At 36.6% G+C, this 18,184-nt stretch carries 13 protein-coding genes, 1 tRNA gene and 1 pseudogene; 13 read left to right on the top strand and 2 right to left on the bottom strand.

Going from position 1 to position 18,184, the window contains the following annotated elements; genetic code table 11:
- Positions 1-286 precede the first annotated feature (286 nt).
- The 4 genes and pseudogenes from nifJ to glmM all read left to right on the top strand — a co-directional run bounded on the left by nifJ (position 287) and on the right by glmM (position 7,396).
- A pseudogene (gene nifJ / locus MHB61_RS06655) lies at positions 287-3,957 on the top strand (pyruvate:ferredoxin (flavodoxin) oxidoreductase).
- A 207-nt stretch (positions 3,958-4,164) separates the two neighbouring features.
- The gene (gene cdaA / locus MHB61_RS06650; protein ID WP_003131542.1) at positions 4,165-5,043 is read left to right on the top strand and encodes a diadenylate cyclase CdaA; all 879 of its coding nucleotides are present in this window, start codon (positions 4,165-4,167) and stop codon (positions 5,041-5,043) included.
- The gene (locus MHB61_RS06645; protein ID WP_012897245.1) at positions 5,033-5,992 is read left to right on the top strand and encodes a CdaR family protein; all 960 of its coding nucleotides are present in this window, start codon (positions 5,033-5,035) and stop codon (positions 5,990-5,992) included. The genes cdaA and MHB61_RS06645 overlap by 11 nt, the downstream gene beginning before the upstream one ends.
- Positions 5,993-6,037: 45 nt before the next feature.
- Positions 6,038-7,396 (top strand): phosphoglucosamine mutase, encoded by a 1,359-nt coding sequence (gene glmM, locus MHB61_RS06640; RefSeq protein WP_003131539.1) that lies wholly within the window; start codon positions 6,038-6,040, stop codon positions 7,394-7,396.
- Between the two features lie 75 nt (positions 7,397-7,471).
- Here glmM and treR read toward each other — a convergent pair whose 3' ends face one another.
- On the bottom strand, positions 7,472-8,188 hold the full coding sequence (gene treR, locus MHB61_RS06635; protein ID WP_003131538.1) for a trehalose operon repressor: 717 nt from the start codon (positions 8,186-8,188) through the stop codon (positions 7,472-7,474).
- A gap of 110 nt (positions 8,189-8,298) precedes the next feature.
- On the opposite strand from treR, the gene MHB61_RS06630 reads away from it, so the two are divergent.
- The 4 genes from MHB61_RS06630 to pgmB all read left to right on the top strand — a co-directional run bounded on the left by MHB61_RS06630 (position 8,299) and on the right by pgmB (position 13,674).
- Positions 8,299-8,784, top strand: coding sequence for a PTS sugar transporter subunit IIA (locus MHB61_RS06630; RefSeq protein ID WP_003131536.1), 486 nt, complete (start codon positions 8,299-8,301; stop codon positions 8,782-8,784).
- Positions 8,785-8,920: 136 nt separating this feature from the next.
- Positions 8,921-10,486: a PTS transporter subunit EIIC gene (locus tag MHB61_RS06625; protein WP_014570385.1), complete on the top strand. Its 1,566-nt coding sequence runs from the start codon at positions 8,921-8,923 to the stop codon at positions 10,484-10,486.
- A gap of 67 nt (positions 10,487-10,553) precedes the next feature.
- A complete protein-coding gene (locus MHB61_RS06620) occupies positions 10,554-12,863 on the top strand; it encodes a glycoside hydrolase family 65 protein (protein WP_003131533.1) in 2,310 nt (769 codons plus the stop codon).
- Positions 12,864-13,008: 145 nt separating this feature from the next.
- The gene (pgmB, locus tag MHB61_RS06615) at positions 13,009-13,674 is read left to right on the top strand and encodes a beta-phosphoglucomutase (RefSeq protein ID WP_003131530.1); all 666 of its coding nucleotides are present in this window, start codon (positions 13,009-13,011) and stop codon (positions 13,672-13,674) included.
- A gap of 58 nt (positions 13,675-13,732) precedes the next feature.
- Here pgmB and MHB61_RS06610 read toward each other — a convergent pair whose 3' ends face one another.
- Positions 13,733-14,500 (bottom strand): alpha/beta hydrolase, encoded by a 768-nt coding sequence (locus tag MHB61_RS06610; protein WP_003131528.1) that lies wholly within the window; start codon positions 14,498-14,500, stop codon positions 13,733-13,735.
- Positions 14,501-14,611: 111 nt separating this feature from the next.
- Between MHB61_RS06610 and MHB61_RS06605 the strand changes: the two genes are divergently transcribed.
- The 5 genes from MHB61_RS06605 (at position 14,612) to MHB61_RS06585 (ending at position 18,118) form a co-directional block, all read left to right on the top strand.
- Positions 14,612-15,307, top strand: coding sequence for an ATPase (locus tag MHB61_RS06605; RefSeq protein WP_137016368.1), 696 nt, complete (start codon positions 14,612-14,614; stop codon positions 15,305-15,307).
- A 207-nt stretch (positions 15,308-15,514) separates the two neighbouring features.
- Entirely contained in the window at positions 15,515-15,961 is a 447-nt protein-coding gene (gene tsaE, locus MHB61_RS06600) for a tRNA (adenosine(37)-N6)-threonylcarbamoyltransferase complex ATPase subunit type 1 TsaE (RefSeq protein WP_003131526.1), read from the top strand.
- Positions 15,958-16,476 (top strand): GNAT family N-acetyltransferase, encoded by a 519-nt coding sequence (locus MHB61_RS06595; RefSeq protein WP_003131525.1) that lies wholly within the window; start codon positions 15,958-15,960, stop codon positions 16,474-16,476. Before tsaE ends, MHB61_RS06595 begins: the two co-directional genes overlap by 4 nt.
- Positions 16,477-16,580: 104 nt before the next feature.
- The gene (locus tag MHB61_RS06590) at positions 16,581-17,966 is read left to right on the top strand and encodes an LCP family protein (protein ID WP_137016366.1); all 1,386 of its coding nucleotides are present in this window, start codon (positions 16,581-16,583) and stop codon (positions 17,964-17,966) included.
- Positions 17,967-18,044: 78 nt separating this feature from the next.
- Positions 18,045-18,118, top strand: a tRNA-Arg gene (locus MHB61_RS06585).
- Positions 18,119-18,184: the final 66 nt, after the last annotated feature.

Here is an 18,184-nt window from a genome sequence, read left to right as displayed (position 1 = left end):
AAAGATTCTGTCATTAATTGATAGAATCTTTTTTAGTTTGTAAGTGAAAAAATTACTGATAGGTCTTGTAAATAAAGGCTTTTCAACGATAATGTCAAAGATAATTGACACTAAGCAGCTTCAACTTTTCAGGCTTAAAATGCTAAAATTAACTTAGTCAAAATAATATTATTAGGAAAGCTCTCGTCTTTTTCGATTTAGTACTAAATCACATAAAGAACACCGACACCGCTCTTTATGCCGTAAAAATGTCGAATAAATGCTCTCCTGAGAAGGTTTGAAAAAAATGAAAAAAACAATGGACGGAAACATGGCGGCAGCACATATTGCTTACGCCTTTTCAGAAATTGCCGTAATTTATCCAATTACCCCAAGTTCACCAATGGCAGATTATACTGACGCGTGGTCAGTTGCTGGTCGTAAAAATATCTGGGGCTCAACAGTAAAAATTACAGAACTACAATCAGAAGCCGGTGCAGCAGGTGCCATGCACGGTGTTCTTAAAGCAGGAGGGCTTGCGACAACTTATACCGCTTCGCAAGGGCTCCTTTTAATGCTTCCAAATATGTATAAAATGGCTGGTGAACTTTTGCCAGCAGTTATTCATGTCGCAGCTCGTGCCGTAGCGGCTGGGGCGCTTAATATTTTTGGAGACCAGTCTGACGTGATGTCAGCCAGAACAACTGGGTTTGCCATGTTAGCAGAGTCATCTGTTCAAGAAGTGATGGACTTGTCAGCAGTTGCCCACTTAGCAACACTTGAAGGTTCAGTTCCTTTCTTGAATTTCTTTGACGGTTTTAGAACTTCTCATGAAATTCAAAAAATTGATGTTATTGATTATCAAGATTTATTACCAATGGTTAATCAAGAAAAATTAGCTGATTTTCGTGACCGTGCAATGAACCCTGATCATCCTACAGTTTCAGGGACAAATCAAAATGCAGATATCTATTTCCAACAAAGGGAAACGGTCAATTCTTACTATGAAGCTCTTCCTGAAATCGTTCAAAAGTACATGGGAAAAATCAATAAACTTCGTGGGACAGATTATGATTTAGTCAATTATTATGGCGCACCTGATGCGACAGAAGTCATTGTTTCTATGGGTTCTGTTGCTGGGACAATTGAGCAAACAGTTGATTATTTAAATGAACAAGGCCGAAAAGTTGGTTTTATCAATGTTCACTTATATCGTCCATTTCCATTGGAAAACTTTCTTGAAAAATTACCAAAGACAGTCAAATCAGTAGCGGTCTTAGACCGTACAAAAGAATCGGGTTCAAATGGAGAACCTCTTTTCCTTGACGTTCAATCAGCGCTTTTCAATTCTAATGTTAAACAAGTGATTGGTGGCCGCTATGGAATTGGTGGAAAAGATACTCGTCCAGAACACATCGTCAGTGTTTTTGATGAATTAGTCAAAGCACAACCAAAACGTATGTTTACAATCGGAATTAATGATGATGTTACAAACTTGTCTCTGACAAATTCAAGAGTCCTTGATTTAACACCAGCAGATACATTTCAAGCAAAATTCTGGGGCTTTGGTTCAGATGGAACAGTTGGTGCCAATAAAGCAGCAATCAAAATTATTGGTGACCATACTGATAAATATGTTCAAGCCGCTTTTGAATATGATTCAAAAAAATCAGGTGGATTAACCATTTCACATTTACGTTTTGGTGATTCGCCAATTACTTCTGAATATATGACAGCTACACTTGATTTTGTTGCTTGTCACAACATGACTTATGTACGTAAATATAACTTGACCAAAGGCTTGAAAGCTGGAGGCCTATTTCTATTAAACACAAGTTGGAATCTAGAACAACTTTCAAAAAATCTTCCGAATGAAATGAAGAAATTCATTGCCGAAAATCAAATTCGATTTTATACGATTGATGCCATGAAAATTGCTCATGAAACCGGAATGGAACGCAGAATTAATACGATTATGCAGGTCGCCTTTTTCAAATTGGCTCATGTTATGCCTTTTGATGAAGCCTATGAGATTCTGAAAAAAGATGCTCAAAAATATGCAAAGAAATCACCAACCATTGTTGAACAAAATTTGAATGCAATGGCACTTGCTTTGAACGGCTTGCATGAAGTAAAGATTCCAGAAAGCTGGGCTGAAACTCAAGAAGAAAAAACGAAAGTTCTTACGACAGAAAGTTCTCGTAAAAAATATGTTTTTGAAATTGTAAATAAAACCAATGCCTTTGAAGGTGATGAACTTTCGGTACAAACCTTAGTCGATAACAAAATGACTTTTGGAGATGAACCATTGGGAACAAGTGCTTCTGAAAAAAGGGTAATTGCCTTAGAAATTCCTGAATGGAATGCCCAAGCTTGTATTCAATGTAATGAATGTTCATTTGTTTGTCCACATGCTGCAATCAGACCATTTTTAGTCGACGAAGACGAATGGAATCAAGCGCCAGAAGGTTTCCATGTTATGGATTATAAAGGAGCTGATGGCTTAAAATATCGGATTCAGGTCTCTGTTGAAGACTGTACAGGTTGTGGATTATGTGTTGAAGCTTGTCCTAAAAAGGGTGAAGCTTTAAAAATGATTCCTTATGAGGGACAAGAAAAAGAATCTGTCAATTGGGCTTTTGCGCAAACCCTTAAAACAAAAGAAAATCCAGCTCGTCCAGGTACAATTGCCGCTAGTCAATTTGAAAAACCACTTTTTGAATTTTCAGGAGCATGCTCAGGCTGTGGTGAAACACCATATATTAAATTATTGACACAAATGTTTGGTGACCGAATGATGATTTCCAATGCAACTGGCTGTTCAGCCATTTATGGTGGAACACAAGCAACACCATATACAACAAATGAGTTTGAACAAGGCCCTGCATGGTCAAACTCACTCTTTGAGGATAATGCGGAATACGGATATGGAATGTGGCTAGCTTCTCAAACCAGACGTCAAAAATTAGCAGCCCAAGTCCTTGAAGCCTTGCCAGAAATGTCAGATGATTTGCAAAAATTGGCGAAAGACTGGGTAGAACACTTAGAAGATTCAGAAGGAACACGAGCAAGAGCCGAAAAAATGAAGGGAATGCTTGCTTCTGAACACTTCAACTCAGCTAAGTTGGATGAAATATATAAACAAAAAGATCAATTTGTAAAACCAACCCAATGGATATTTGGTGGAGATGGTTGGGCCTATGATATTGGTTTTGGCGGTTTAGACCATATCGTGGCTTCAGGTGCTGATGTTAATATCTTAGTTATGGACAACGAAGTCTATGCCAATACTGGGGGACAAGTTTCTAAAGCAACTCCAGCTTCAGCAATTGCACAATTTGCTGCTGGCGGTAAATCTAATACGAAAAAAGATTTAGGAGCGATGCTAATGACCTACGGAGATGTTTATGTGGCTCAGATTGCTTCTGGAGCAAACATGATGCAAACAATCCGTACCTTTGATGAAGCTGAAAAATTTAAAGGTCCATCAGTCATTATTGCTTATACTCCATGTATTTCACATGGTTTATATGGAGGAATACATTTAGCACTTGATGAAGCAAAAGAAGCCGTGAATTCTGGTTACTGGCAACTTTATCGCTATAATCCTCTTCTTGAAGATTTGGGTAAAAATCCGATGATTCTTGATTTCAAAAAACCTGATTTTAGTAAAGTTAGAGATTTCTTATTGACACAATCTCGTTTTGGTAATCTATTAAAAGTTGATGCTGAACATGCAGAAAGTTTGTATGCTAAAGCTGCCAAAGATTCTCGTAAACGATTTATGCGTTATGCTAGAACATCAGGAGATTTAGATAAGTATTTAGAACGTGAAGCAAAAGCACTGGCGAAAAAAATCCTGAATCAGAGGGGACTATAGAAGCTACTCTGCCAAAAGAACGTAAGAAACGTCCAGTTGATCCTGAGCGTGAAGCAAGACGAGCTGCTCGTAAAGCAGAACGTGAGGCTAAAAAATAATATATTCTTACTAATGAAAAGTTACTGACAGAGTTTTTGTCAGTAACTTTTTTATTCTCGTCAGCTAAAAACTACAGTTTTGCTAATGTAAAAATTACAGATAGATTAAGGTAATAAGAACAAGATGATAAATCTTTATTTGGGAATAAAGCAGTTCACTTAAAATTTTGGTATAATTAGACTAACAATATAAAAGGAGGGGGACTTTTGACCGACTTCAATCAATTTTTTAACCTTGAGTTTTGGCAAAAGATTTTTGAATTGAATGAATCACCTCTGCGAATTGCTATTGCAATATTAGACATTGCAATTATCAGTTTTTTCCTTTATCAAGCGATTAGGTTTGTACAAGGAACAAAATTAATGACGCTTGTTCGTGGTGTGATTATTTTCATTTTTATCAGAATTATTGCCGGACTTATTGGACTTACAACAGTTGAGTGGTTACTCAACCAAGTTATTACCTATGGGGTTATCGCCGGAGTTATCATTTTTCAGCCTGAAATTAGGCGAGCGCTTGAAAGCTTAGGAAGAACAACCACATTATTTACACCAACGAGAAAAAGTAGCCCTGATGGGCATATTTCAGCTTACGAGAAATCTTTTGCTTACATGTCTGAGCGAAAAATTGGCGCTTTGATTGCGATTGAGCAAGGGCAAAATTTAAATGAATTTGTAAGTACAGGGATTCGTTTAGATGCGGATATTACTAGTGAATTACTTATTAATATTTTCATTCCAAATACACCTTTGCACGATGGCGCGGTCATTGTTCAGGGAAACAAAATTGCTGTAACCTCTGCCTATCTTCCTTTGACCGAAAAATCGGGGATTTCAAAACAATTTGGGACTAGACACCGTGCTGCAATTGGACTTTCTGAAGTCTCAGATGCTTTAATTTTAGTGGTTTCCGAAGAAACTGGTGGAATTTCAATTGCTCACAATGGAGAATTTTTCGCGGATATTTCCAAAGAAAAATTCCATGATATTCTAGTGGCCATTTTAGTTCCTAAAGTTGAAAAAAATGAAAAAGGAACAGGGAAGAATAGAAAAAATAAAGCAGGAGGAAAGAAAAATGGCAAATAAATTTTTTAATTCCAAAACATTTTATATCCTTGCCTCTGTTTTCTTTGCGATTGTCCTTTTCTTTAATGCTAATGCAACATCCATCCGTAATCAGGGAACTAATCAGTCTGGAGAAGTTTACACAGCCACAATTAATAACGTTCCAGTAGAATTAAAATATAATTCTAATAAATATTTCGTTAGTGGTTATAACAGCACTGCGACGGTTCATCTTTCTGGATATAATCGCTTGTCTATCACTAATGAAGAAAATTCGGACACAAGAAATTTCTTTTTAAGTGTTGATTTGACCAAACTAAAAACAGGAAAATTTGATGTACCAATTCGGATTGAACAACTGCCTGGCGGAGTAACGGCAACGATTGAACCTAAAACAATGAATATCACTTTAGAAGACAAGGTGAAGAAAGAGTTTGAAGTAACACCAAAAGCTGATTCAACTCAATTGCCAGAAGGTTTTACAATTGATTCACTTTCAGTGAGTGATGAAAAGGTAAAAGTGACTGCCGGGGAAGAGAGCATCAAAAAAATTCAAGCAATTGAAGCTGCTTTACCAAATGATGTTAATTTAAATGAAAATTATTCAGGCACAGTCACTCTTCATGCCGTAGATAGCACAGGTAAAATTCTTCCAGCACAAATTGAACCTTCAACGACTCATTTAAAAGTTGTAGTAAATAAATTAACTAAAGATGTGCCGGTTAAAGTGACACAAAAAGGAACGCTTGATAAGACTTTATCATCTATTAAGACAAAAGTATCTGATAAAACAGTTACTCTTTCAGGAGAAAAAAGTGCTTTAGAAGCAATCAACGAGGTTGAAGCATCAGTGGATATCTCTGGAGTTGTAAAAGAAACGAAAGTAACTGTTCCTATACGTGCAACAGGAGTAAGTGCTGATCCACAAGAAGTTGAAGTAACATTAACACCTGTAAAAATAAGTGGATAAATTTTCAGAGTCAAATAAAAATAATAAAAATGGAGACAAGAAAAAATGGGTAAATATTTCGGAACAGACGGTGTTCGCGGGGAAGCAAATGTTGAATTAACGCCGGAGATGGCTTTTAAACTTGGTCGTTTTGGTGGCTATGTCCTTAGTCAACATGAATTAGGTACACCAAAAGTTTATGTTGGTCGCGATACACGAATTTCTGGACAAATGCTTGCGAGCAGTTTGATTTCAGGACTTTTGTCTGTTGGGATTGAAGTTTATGATTTAGGAGTCATTGCAACACCAGGTGTAGCATATTTAGTTAAAAAAGATGGTGCCTCTGCTGGGGTCATGATTTCAGCCAGCCATAATCCAGCACTTGATAATGGAATTAAATTCTTTGGTGGTGATGGTTATAAATTAGAGGATGAAAAAGAACTTGAAATTGAAGCATTGATTGACGCTGAAGAAGACACATTGCCACGTCCATCTGCTCAAGGCTTAGGAATGCTGCATGACTATATCGAAGGTGTTCGTAAATATCAAGCTTTCTTAAAAACAACAGCAGAAGGTAATTTTGAAGGCTATAAGGTTGTTCTTGATACCGCTAATGGTGCAGCTTATACTTCTGCTCGTGCCGTTTTTGCTGATTTAGAAGCGAATTTGACAGTTATTGGTGAAAATCCTGATGGACTCAATATCAATGTAAAAGTAGGCTCAACTCATCCTGAAGCGATGGCTAAAAAAGTTGTCGAAACAGGAAGTGACCTCGGACTTGCCTTTGACGGTGATGCTGACCGCCTGATTGCCGTTGATGAAAATGGAGAAATTGTTGATGGCGATAAAATTATGTTTATCGTTGGGAAATATCTTCTTGGACAAGGAAAATTGGCTCAAGATACGCTAGTAACAACTGTGATGTCTAATCTTGGATTTCATTTAGCGCTTGAAGAAGCAGGGATTAATTCAGTGATTACAGCCGTTGGTGACCGTTATGTTGTTGAAGAAATGAAGAAAAATAATTACAACTTCGGTGGTGAACAATCGGGTCATATGATTTTCCTTGATTACAACACAACAGGAGATGGTCAACTTTCAGCCATTCAATTGTTGAAAGTAATGCGTGAAACTGGCAAATCTTTATCTGAATTAGCAAGTGAAGTTACGATTTATCCACAAAAATTAGTTAATGTTCGGGTAAAAGATAATGCAGCTAAAAAATCAGCAATGGATGTGCCAGCGATTCAAAAAGTAATTTCAGAAATGGAAACTTCAATGAATGGGAAAGGTCGTATTTTAGTTCGCCCTTCAGGAACTGAACCACTCTTGCGTGTCATGGCTGAAGCGCCAACTCATGAAGAGGTCAATCATGTTGTAGATACCATTGTTGAAGTTGTTGAAGCAGAAATTGGTGTAAAATAAAGAAAAAAAGCAAGAACTGATTTTGTTCTTGCTTTTTATTATCAAGTAAAAACTCTCCTTATTGGGAGAGCTTTTTTATCTTTTTTGTCGTCTGGCAAATTCTGTGAAACGAAAGCGGTCGACTTGATGTCGAGATTCAGTATACTGAAAAAGAGTATTATCAGCAAGATAAACATGAGATTTGACAGACACGACATGATGGTCTTTGGGATTTAAGTCAAGATATTTAAAGTCATCTTCGCAGGCAAAATCAATCGTGACTTCCTTTTGAGCATAGGCAATATCAAGCCCTAGAGTATCTTCTAAGTAGTCATAGGTTGAAATTTTAGCATGTTCTGGAGTTAAACCTTCGGAATATTTTTCTAAAAATAAATCCCAATCTAAAATTGAAAATTTGCCATCTACTTTGCGCCTTCTGAGAATACTTATGGCGTGTTCACCAACGGCAAAACCAGTTGTTTCTGAAAGTTTAGGGTTAATTTCAAGTCTTTCAAATCGAATGACCTCAGTTTCACTATGGAAACCCATAGAGGTTTGTAGTTCTTTGTATGAAGTTAAGCCAGAGATAGGGAAAAGGAGCCTATCGTGAGCGAGGACAATGCTACCATAGCCATGTCGTCTTTGAATAAGCCCTTTCTCTTCTAAAATTTTTAAAGCCTGTCTGACTGTTGAACGACTGCTCTCGTAATTAGCAGAGAGCTCATTTTCACTTGGAAGAATATCGTTCGTTTTATAGATATCGTTAAAAATCTTTTTTTCTAAATCTTGCAAAATCACTTCATATTTCTTCATACTTTATATTTTATCATAAAAATAATTGTTACCGCTTGCTGAAAACGTTTTTATATGATACAATGATTTTGTTAACTTGTACGTACAACTTCAAAAGATAGGAGATTCTTATGTTTGGAATAGGAAAAAAGAAAGAATTGAAAGACGATAAAGAGCTATATAATCCAGTTTCTGGAGAAGTTATTGAACTTTCAAAAGTAAACGATCCGGTATTTTCAAAGAAAATAATGGGTGATGGTTTTGCAGTTGAGCCCAAAGAAAATAAAATTTTTGCTCCAGTTTCTGCAAAAGTAACTTTGGTTCAGGGACATGCAATTGGCTTTAAACGTGCTGATGGCTTAGATATTCTTTTACATCTAGGTATTGATACAGTAGCTCTTAAAGGGGCACCATTTAAAATTAAAGTTAAAGTGGATGATATTGTTAATGGTGGTGATGAGCTGGGAACTGTTGATTGGGGGCAGATTGAAGCTGCTGGTTTGGATAAGACAACAATGGTTATTTTTACAAATACTAAAGACCTTTTATCTGGCTTTGAGGTTAAATATGGTTCAGCCAATGCACGTGATGAATTAGGTCAGGCAAGTGTTAAGTAAGTAAAAATATCAACCAATGAATTTATAGCACAAAGAAGACGAGAACTTTGGATATAGATTTTGTGACTATTAAACTCGTCAATTATTATTTTATATTATGAAATGCTTCATAGATAATGAAGCAAAAGGAGAACTTATGGCAAATTATTCACAACTTGCGACTGATATTATCGCAAATGTAGGTGGCGCTGAAAATGTCACAAAAGTTATTCATTGTATCACTCGTCTTCGTTTCACTTTAAAGGACAAGGATAAAGCCGATACAGCAGCAATTGAAGCCTTACCTGGTGTGGCAGGCGCGGTTTATAATTCAAACTTGAATCAATATCAAGTGGTTATTGGACAAGCGGTTGAGGATGTTTATGATGAAGTTGTTGAACAACTTGGTGATGCGGTAGTTGATGATGAGGCAACGGCACAAGCAGTCGCTGTAACAGCACCAGCTAATGGTAAAAAACAAAATCCGATTGTTCATGCTTTCCAAGTGGTCATTGGAACAATTACTGGGTCAATGATTCCTATTATTGGTTTACTTGCAGCTGGTGGGATGATTAATGGTTTACTTAGTATCTTTGTTAAGGGAAATCGCTTAATCGAAGTGATTGATCCTGCAAGTTCAACTTATGTCATTATTTCAACACTGGCAATGACGCCCTTTTACTTCTTACCTGTTTTGGTTGGTTTTTCAGCAGCAAAACAATTGGCACCTAAAGATACTGTTTTACAATTTATTGGTGCTGCAGTCGGCGGATTTATGATTAATCCAGGGATTACTAACTTGGTAAATGCGCATGTTGGAACGAATGCGGCAGGTAAAAATGTTGTTGTTGAAGCAGCTGCTCCTGTTGCAAATTTCCTTGGAGTAACTTTTAATACAAGTTATTTTGGAATCCCCGTTGCTTTGCCAAGCTATGCTTATACAATTTTCCCAATCATTGTAGCCGTGGCAATTGCTAAACCACTGAATGCTTGGTTGAAAAAAGTTTTACCACTTGCCTTGCGTCCAATTTTCCAACCAATGATTACTTTCTTTATTACCGCATCAATTGTTTTACTTTTGGTAGGTCCAGTAATTTCTACAATTTCTTCTGGATTGTCATTTGTGATTGATCATATCTTGTCATTGAATTTAGGAATTGCAAGTATTATCGTTGGTGGTTTGTATCAATGTTTGGTTATCTTTGGGTTGCACTGGTTGGTTGTACCACTTATTTCACAAGAATTGGCGGCTACTGGAGCAAGTTCACTCAATATGATTGTTTCTTTCACAATGCTCGCTCAAGGGGTTGGTGCCTTGGCTGTCTTCTTTAAATCTAAAAAAGCAGACCTCAAAGGACTTTCTGCTCCAGCAGCAATTTCAGCCTTTTGTGGGGTAACTGAACCGGCAATGTATGGGATTAATTTGAAATATGTGCGTGTCTTTATCATGTCTTCAATTGGTGCCGCGATTGGTGCAGGTGTTGCTGGATTTGGCGGATTACAAATGTTTGGGTTCTCAGGTTCTTTGATTGGTTTCCCTAACTTTATTTCTAATCCTTTGACACATCACGCTCCTGCGGGTAACTTGATGCTCTTCTGGATCGCCACTGCGGTATGTGCGGTTGCAACTTTCCTATTGGTTTGGTTCTTTGGTTATAAAGATACAGATGTAATGGGAGAAGGTGTTGAACAAAAAAATGCATTTAAAGATGCAGTTAAATAATTAATAAACTCAGTTGGAGGCAGTGCTGATAAATTCTGCTTCCTTTAGTTTTATATGAGGGGGAAAAATGACTGAAAAAGATTGGATAATCCAATATGATAAAAAAGAAGTAGGGAAACGTTCTTATGGTCAAGAATCTTTAATGTCATTGGGAAATGGTTATTTAGGGCTTCGAGGTGCGCCTTTATGGTCAACTTGTTCTGACAATCATTATCCTGGCTTGTACGTAGCTGGTGTCTTCAACCGGACGAGTACAGAAGTCGCAGGACATGATGTCATTAATGAAGATATGGTAAATTGGCCAAATCCTCAATTAATAAAAGTATATATTGATGGTGAATTGGTTGATTTTGAAGCGTCAGTTGAAAAGCAAGCTACAATTGATTTTAAAAATGCTTTGCAAATTGAACGTTATCAGGTGAAATTGGCCAAAGGAAATTTGACTTTAGTAACAACAAAGTTTGTAGATCCAATTAATTTTCATGATTTTGGTTTTGTTGGTGAAATTATTGCTGACTTCTCTTGTAAATTAAGAATTGAAACTTTTACTGATGGCTCAGTTTTAAATCAAAATGTTGAACGTTATCGGGCTTTTGATAGTAAAGAATTTGAAGTAACAAAAATTTCCAAAGGACTTTTGGTTGCTAAAACAAGAACAAGTGAAATTGAACTTGCAATTGCTTCTAAATCATTTTTGAATGGATTGGCTTTCCCAAAAATAGATTCTGAGAATGATGAGATTTTAGCAGAAGCAATTGAAATTGACTTACAAAAAAATCAAGAAGTTCAGTTTGACAAAACGATTGTCATTGCAAGTTCTTATGAAAGTAAAAATCCTGTTGAGTTTGTACTGACAGAGCTGTCAGCAACTTCTGTCAGTAAAATTCAAGAAAATAATACGAATTATTGGGAAAAAGTTTGGTCAGATGCCGATATTGTTATCGAATCAGACCATGAAGATTTACAAAGAATGGTCAGGATGAACATTTTCCATATTCGTCAAGCGGCACAGCATGGTGCTAATCAGTTTTTAGATGCATCAGTAGGTTCACGTGGCTTGACTGGTGAAGGTTATCGGGGTCATATCTTCTGGGATGAAATTTTTGTTCTTCCTTACTATGCGGCTAATGAGCCAGAAACGGCGCGTGATTTGCTTTTGTACCGAATCAATCGATTGACCGCAGCGCAGGAAAATGCGAAGGTTGATGGAGAAAAAGGAGCTATGTTTCCTTGGCAGTCCGGCTTAATTGGTGATGAACAATCGCAATTTGTTCATTTGAACACAGTAAATAATGAATGGGAACCAGATAATAGCCGGCGTCAAAGGCATGTTAGTTTAGCCATTGTATATAATTTATGGATTTACTCACAACTGACAGAAGATGAAAGCATTTTGACTGACGGTGGTTTAGATTTAATCATTGAAACGACAAAGTTTTGGTTAAATAAAGCCGAATTAGGAGATGACGGCCGTTATCATATTGATGGGGTCATGGGACCTGATGAATATCATGAGGCCTATCCTGGGCAAGAAGGGGGAATCTGTGATAATGCCTATACTAATTTAATGCTCACTTGGCAATTAAATTGGCTGACAGAATTATCAGAAAAAGGATTTGAAATTCCTAAGGAATTACTTGAAAAAGCTCAAAAAGTTCGGAAAAAACTGTATCTAGATATTGATGAAAATGGCGTGATTGCGCAATATGCTAAATATTTTGAGCTTAAGGAAGTGGACTTTGCAGCTTATGAAGCAAAATATGGGGATATTCATCGCATTGACCGTTTGATGAAGGCCGAAGGTATTTCCCCTGACGAATATCAAGTGGCTAAACAGGCTGATACGCTGATGTTAATCTACAATTTGGGTCAGGAGCATGTGACTAAGTTGGTCAAACAATTGGCTTATGAGTTGCCCGAAAATTGGTTGAAAGTCAACCGTGATTATTATCTTGCTAGGACTGTTCACGGTTCAACGACTTCACGTCCGGTTTTTGCTGGGATTGATGTGAAATTAGGGGATTTTGATGAAGCGTTGGATTTCTTGATTACAGCAATTGGCAGTGATTATTATGATATTCAAGGGGGAACAACGGCCGAAGGGGTTCATATTGGGGTCATGGGCGAAACGCTCGAGGTGATTCAAAATGAATTTGCTGGTCTGAGTCTGCGAGATGGCCAATTTGCAATTGCTCCTTATTTACCAAAAAGCTGGACAAAATTGAAATTTAATCAAATTTTTAGAGGAACTAAAGTTGAAATTTTGATTGAAAATGGACAATTATTACTGACAGCGTCGGCGGATTTACTGACCAAAGTTTATGATGATGAGGTTCAATTAAAAGCCGGAGTGCAGACGAAATTTGATTTAAAATAAATGGTTTTACTCTTAATAAAGTTTTGATACAAGGATTTACAATTATTTTTTAATAAAAAAATTACTGACAGAATTTCTGTCAGTAATTTTGGAAAGTCATTGCTTAAAAATATATTTTTAAAATGACGAGAAAGAAGGTAAAAAGATGTTTAAAGCAGTATTGTTTGATTTAGATGGTGTAATTACAGATACCGCAGAGTATCATTTTAGAGCTTGGAAAGCTTTGGCTGAAGAAATTGGCATTAATGGTGTTGACCGCCAATTTAATGAGCAATTAAAAGGGGTCTCACGAGAAGACTCGCTTCAGAAAATTCTAGATTTAGCTGATAAAAAAGTATCAGCTGAGGAATTTAAAGAACTTGCTAAGAGAAAAAATGATAACTATGTGAAAATGATTCAGGATGTGTCGCCAGCCGATGTCTATCCTGGAATTTTACAATTACTCAAAGATTTACGTTCAAATAAAATCAAAATTGCTTTAGCATCGGCTTCTAAGAATGGTCCATTTTTATTAGAGAGAATGAATTTAACTGGATATTTTGATGCAATTGCTGATCCGGCTGAAGTTGCAGCATCAAAACCAGCACCAGATATTTTTATTGCAGCAGCACATGCAGTGGGTGTTGCCCCCTCTGAATCAATTGGGTTAGAGGATTCTCAAGCTGGAATTCAAGCCATCAAAGATTCAGGGGCTTTACCAATTGGTGTAGGGCGCCCAGAAGATTTGGGAGATGATATCGTCATTGTGCCTGATACTTCATACTATACATTAGAATTTTTGAAAGAAGTTTGGCTTCAAAAGCAAAAATGATTCGTAATTAATAAATTAGATAAAACCAATAAAAAAATACCACTTTTGAGTGGTATTTTTAATTTTTGATTTGTCTTTCCAACCAATCAGAAGCCCAAGAAACCCAGCGATGCACTGACGGAAGACAATAGGCATCAGAAGGAGCGGTTGTCCGATTAGCCAAAGAGACACCATGAGGTCCAGATTCAAAAAAGTGAGCTTCAAAAGGAACTTGATGTTTTGAGAGTCGATCACAATATTTAAGGCTGTTATAGATAGGAACACCCTCATCATCAGCCGTATGCCAAATAAAGGTTGGAGGAGTTGAGGAAGTGACTTTTTCCGAAATATTATATTCTGAGATATTTTCAATTTCAAAATTAAAATGTGACAAATCACTAGGCCAACCAAAAGTGAAGGAAGTTACTGGATAGCAGAGAATAACTCCTTTTGGTCGATGGATTTGTTCAGAATTACCATACCAAGCGGCTAGATGCCCTCCGGCAGAGCAACCAAGTAAGAAAACTTGCTCAGGATTGATTTGCCATTCTTTATGATTTTGATGAATCAGAGAAAAAACAGCTTGAACTTCTTCAAGATTTTGTGATAAAAAGTTATAGTTTGTTCCTTTATTCATCACGGTGTAATTAAGGAGAAGCACTTGATAACCTTGGGCGAGAAAAGCTAAGGCAAGAGGGTCAGATTCTCTTTGTGAAATATGTTGATAACCACCACCAGGGCAGATAATAATAGCAGGAAAAGTATAATTTTCGTTTTGACGAGGATTTTGGAGCTGATAAAAATCAACCCATGCAGTATCATTTAAAGAAAACGTTGATTTATTCATAAGTTTATTGTACCAAAAAAGGGTTGAAAGAAATATCAAAATACCTCGTTGTTTATTTATTACATTAATAAATTTTAAGTTCGTTTAAGAAAACTATCATAGAATTTGATTATGAAGAAAATTATTTATAGTATAGGTCTGATATCCTTGCTTAATTTTGGAACGATTGCTTATGGAGAAACGGCAACCGGGACTTCAGCAAGTTCAGGAGATGCAACAGCTCAAAGCTCAACAGGGACTTCAAGTACCTCAAATTCAGCAAGTTCAGCTAGCAGTAGTTCGCAAAATACAAGTTCCTCTGAAGGAACGAATTCGACAAGTCAAAATCAAACACAAACAAGTACAACTGCTCAAAATCAGACAGATAATGTTGGGCAAAATCAAACGCCTCCGGTAGTAGAAAATCGAGACAGTTCAACAGATAAAAATTCTGGCAGTCAAAAAGAAACTAAAAATTCAACCACAATTATTAATGAAACCGTCAACAATAATGCAAAAGGGAACAATATTCTTTTGATGACATTGACCAGTTTGTCAGCATCAGTCACAATCATTGGGGGAATTATTGCCTTTGTGCGTCATTTGCGTGGCCGTGGCAAGAAGAAAAATCCTGGCAGTAAGGCACAAAGTTCTAAAAATGGGAAAACTCCTTCAAATTCAATGACAGCTGAGCCATCAGTAAGTTCTAAAAAAACGCCAAATGAAGAAAAAGTACTGACAGAAACTCAGCAAATTAATATGCAGGCGGATGAATTGCTCAAAAATCATAAAAAACAACAAAAAGAATATCGTCGCAGAAGAAGATAAAAAGCCATTTAAGGTTTTTTATTTTGCCCAAATTTTTGAAAAACTGTCAGTAAAATTTACTGACAGCTTTTATTTTAAAGACTGTGATAATGAAGGAGATAAACTTTTTGAAGTGGCAACACTGAAATTTTCTAAAGTTTGATTGTTTTTAGACTCATCAGTTGCAAACGTTAGATAGTGTCTTAGGGGATGTGTTATAATAAAATCATGAAATTTAACGAAGAAGAAATGTTACAATTTGCACAAAAATTGGGAAGAAAATTAGAGGCTCAAGATGTTATTGTTTTAACTGGCGAGCTTGGGGCTGGAAAAACAACTTTTACCAAAGGCTTGGCTTTGGGCTTAGAGATTCATCAAATGGTTAAAAGTCCAACTTATACAATTGTTAGAAGCCTGGAAGGACGTTTGCCACTCCATCATATGGATGTTTATCGCATTGGTGATGACCCGGATAGTTTTGATTTAGATGATTATTTATTCGGTGATGGGGTTTCGGTCATTGAATGGGGCGAAATGTTAGGCGATGATTTGCCAAAAGATTATCTGGAAGTCATTTTTGATAAGTATTCTAAAGATTTGGTCAACGATCAAGAGCGTGAAATTATTTTGAAACCACATGGAAAAAGATATGAGGAGCTCGTTAATAACTTATGACTACAGAGCTAATTGTTAGAGAAGCAAATGGCGCCGACAGTTCTAGAGTCATTGAATTTCTCAATAAGGTTGGAACAGAAAGTAATTTTTTGACCATTGATGAAGTAGGAATTTTAATCTCTGAAGCAGAAATGACGGACTTTTTAAATCAACAAGCTGAGAAAGATAATAATGCTTATTTTCTTGCATTCGTTGGTGATGAAATTGCTGGTATTTTGCATTTGACGGCGGATTATCATTATCGAGTACGTCATATTGCGGAACTTTTTATCGCTGTGTCAGAAGATTATCAAGGCTATGGCATTGGGACGATTCTACTAGAAGATGCACTTGAGTGGGTAGAAGAAGTTGGAACAATCAAACGTTTGGAATTAACTGTCCAAGCACGTAATAAAAAAGCACGTCATCTTTATGAAAAGTTTGATTTTGAATTAGAAAATGTCAAAAAATGGGGCGCCCGAGATGAAAATGGTCAATTAATTGATGTTTGCGAATATGTTTTATTTTTTGACTAATAGTTGACCCTTTTGTCAGTAAAATTAAATATAATTAAAGAAAAATTAAAATCTAATTTTTCTTTTTTTGTTGTGAAAAATCAGAATTTTGATATAATGCTAATATGAAGCTTTGGATAAAAACACTTCTCATGCTTGGAAGTATTATTTTAGTAACGGCAATTGCTGCAGGCGGATATACATTAACCGTTCTGAACAGTACAACAAAAGCCTTTAAAATGACTTACACTAATGCTGGGAATAAAAAGACAGAACAAGTCATTCAGGCAACTGAACCTCTAACAATCCTACTTATGGGGGTTGACACAGGAGGCGAAGGGCGTGGAACTTCCGATTCATGGAATGGGAATTCTGACTCACAAATTCTGATGACGCTTAATCCTAAAACGCACACGACAACAATGGTTTCAATTGAACGTGATACGATGACTAACATTTTAGATGCTGACGGAAACATTGTTTCTAAGCAAAAAATGAATGCAGCATATCCCTTAGGTTATAACTCAGGGTCATCTTCTGACGGTTTAAAAAATGCCGTAAGTTATGCTATGAAAACTATTAGTGCTCAGACTGGTATTAATATTGACAGTTTTGCAACAGTCAATTTTGATGGGCTAGTCAATATGGTTGATAATGTTGGTGGGATTGATATTAACAATACCACAGGCCAAACTCTCTATATTTCAGATACAGAGCCGCAATATACTGCGAAAGTTCCACCTGGAAAACAACATATTAATGGTGACCAAGCCTTAGTTTATACCCGTGACCGACATCATTTACCAAATGGTGACTATGGTCGGGCAGCTCACCAACGTGAAGTCATTGCAGCACTCATGAAGAAAATTTTAGCCTTAGATAATATCACACGCTATGAACAATTTTTGAATGAAGCCTCAAAAGATTTTAGAACTAATATCCCAATTAATGCTTCAACAATTACTTCATTACTAGGTTATAAAGATTGCTTTAACAAAGTAGTTTCTATTCAATATGAAGGCGTTGGTGAAATGGTTGATGGTGCTTCTTATCAATTTATGCCAACAGATATTTATCTCGCGATGCAAAATATCATGAAGAAATCGCTTGATGAATCAACAGTGACCACTTTGCCAAGCAGTTTGATTACTTATGAATCAGTTTTTGGCTCAGGAACAGCACCTTTTTATTATCTTCCGTCAGCTACTGTAACTGAAAAAGGAAAATCAACGGTGACTTATGGTGTTGATACGCAAGGAAATCTTGTTTCTTTGAATTCTAAAAATTCAGGGAATTATGTTTCGACAAGTGGTGCCTCAGTTCAATCAGATTCAAGTTCGGGCTCCTCTAGCTCATCAAGTGATTCCACGGCAACCTCAAGTTCTGATTCTACTTATCAACAAGATAATACTTACAATGATGGCTATAATAATAGTAATGACAGTACAACATCTAGCTATGGAACAGATGATACAAACACAGGGAACTATGGCTACGGTACAAGTCAATAATTGAAAAAAATAAGAGAATATGATAAACTTGTTTCTGTCAGTAATTTTAGCTTAAAAATTTACTGACAGAAATAATTTGGTCCGATAGCTCAGCTGGATAGAGCATTCGCCTTCTAAGCGAACGGTCGAGGGTTCGAATCCCCCTCGGATCATGGTGCCAAACCTCGCCCCACCTTCGTAGTGGGGCATTTTTTTATACTTTTTTACGAAAAGCAATT

Source organism: Lactococcus sp. FSL K6-0773 (assembly GCF_038006485.1).
Taxonomy (GTDB): domain Bacteria; phylum Bacillota; class Bacilli; order Lactobacillales; family Streptococcaceae; genus Lactococcus; species Lactococcus lactis.
This window is presented reverse-complemented; position numbering and strand designations above follow the sequence as displayed.

Excerpts from the sequence above, each read along its gene's own strand:
- MHB61_RS06625 (WP_014570385.1), top strand. The coding sequence starts at position 8,921 with ATGGCAAATTATTCACAACTTGCGACTGATATTATCGCAAATGTAGGT.
- MHB61_RS06595 (WP_003131525.1), top strand. The coding sequence starts at position 15,958 with ATGACTACAGAGCTAATTGTTAGAGAAGCAAATGGCGCCGACAGTTCT.
- MHB61_RS06590 (WP_137016366.1), top strand. The coding sequence starts at position 16,581 with ATGAAGCTTTGGATAAAAACACTTCTCATGCTTGGAAGTATTATTTTA.
- treR (WP_003131538.1), bottom strand. The coding sequence starts at position 8,188 with ATGAAGAAATATGAAGTGATTTTGCAAGATTTAGAAAAAAAGATTTTT.
- MHB61_RS06610 (WP_003131528.1), bottom strand. The coding sequence starts at position 14,500 with ATGAATAAATCAACGTTTTCTTTAAATGATACTGCATGGGTTGATTTT.
- MHB61_RS06620 (WP_003131533.1), top strand. The coding sequence starts at position 10,554 with ATGACTGAAAAAGATTGGATAATCCAATATGATAAAAAAGAAGTAGGG.
- glmM (WP_003131539.1), top strand. The coding sequence starts at position 6,038 with ATGGGTAAATATTTCGGAACAGACGGTGTTCGCGGGGAAGCAAATGTT.
- MHB61_RS06645 (WP_012897245.1), top strand. The coding sequence starts at position 5,033 with ATGGCAAATAAATTTTTTAATTCCAAAACATTTTATATCCTTGCCTCT.
- pgmB (WP_003131530.1), top strand. The coding sequence starts at position 13,009 with ATGTTTAAAGCAGTATTGTTTGATTTAGATGGTGTAATTACAGATACC.
- tsaE (WP_003131526.1), top strand. The coding sequence starts at position 15,515 with ATGAAATTTAACGAAGAAGAAATGTTACAATTTGCACAAAAATTGGGA.
- MHB61_RS06605 (WP_137016368.1), top strand. The coding sequence starts at position 14,612 with ATGAAGAAAATTATTTATAGTATAGGTCTGATATCCTTGCTTAATTTT.
- MHB61_RS06630 (WP_003131536.1), top strand. The coding sequence starts at position 8,299 with ATGTTTGGAATAGGAAAAAAGAAAGAATTGAAAGACGATAAAGAGCTA.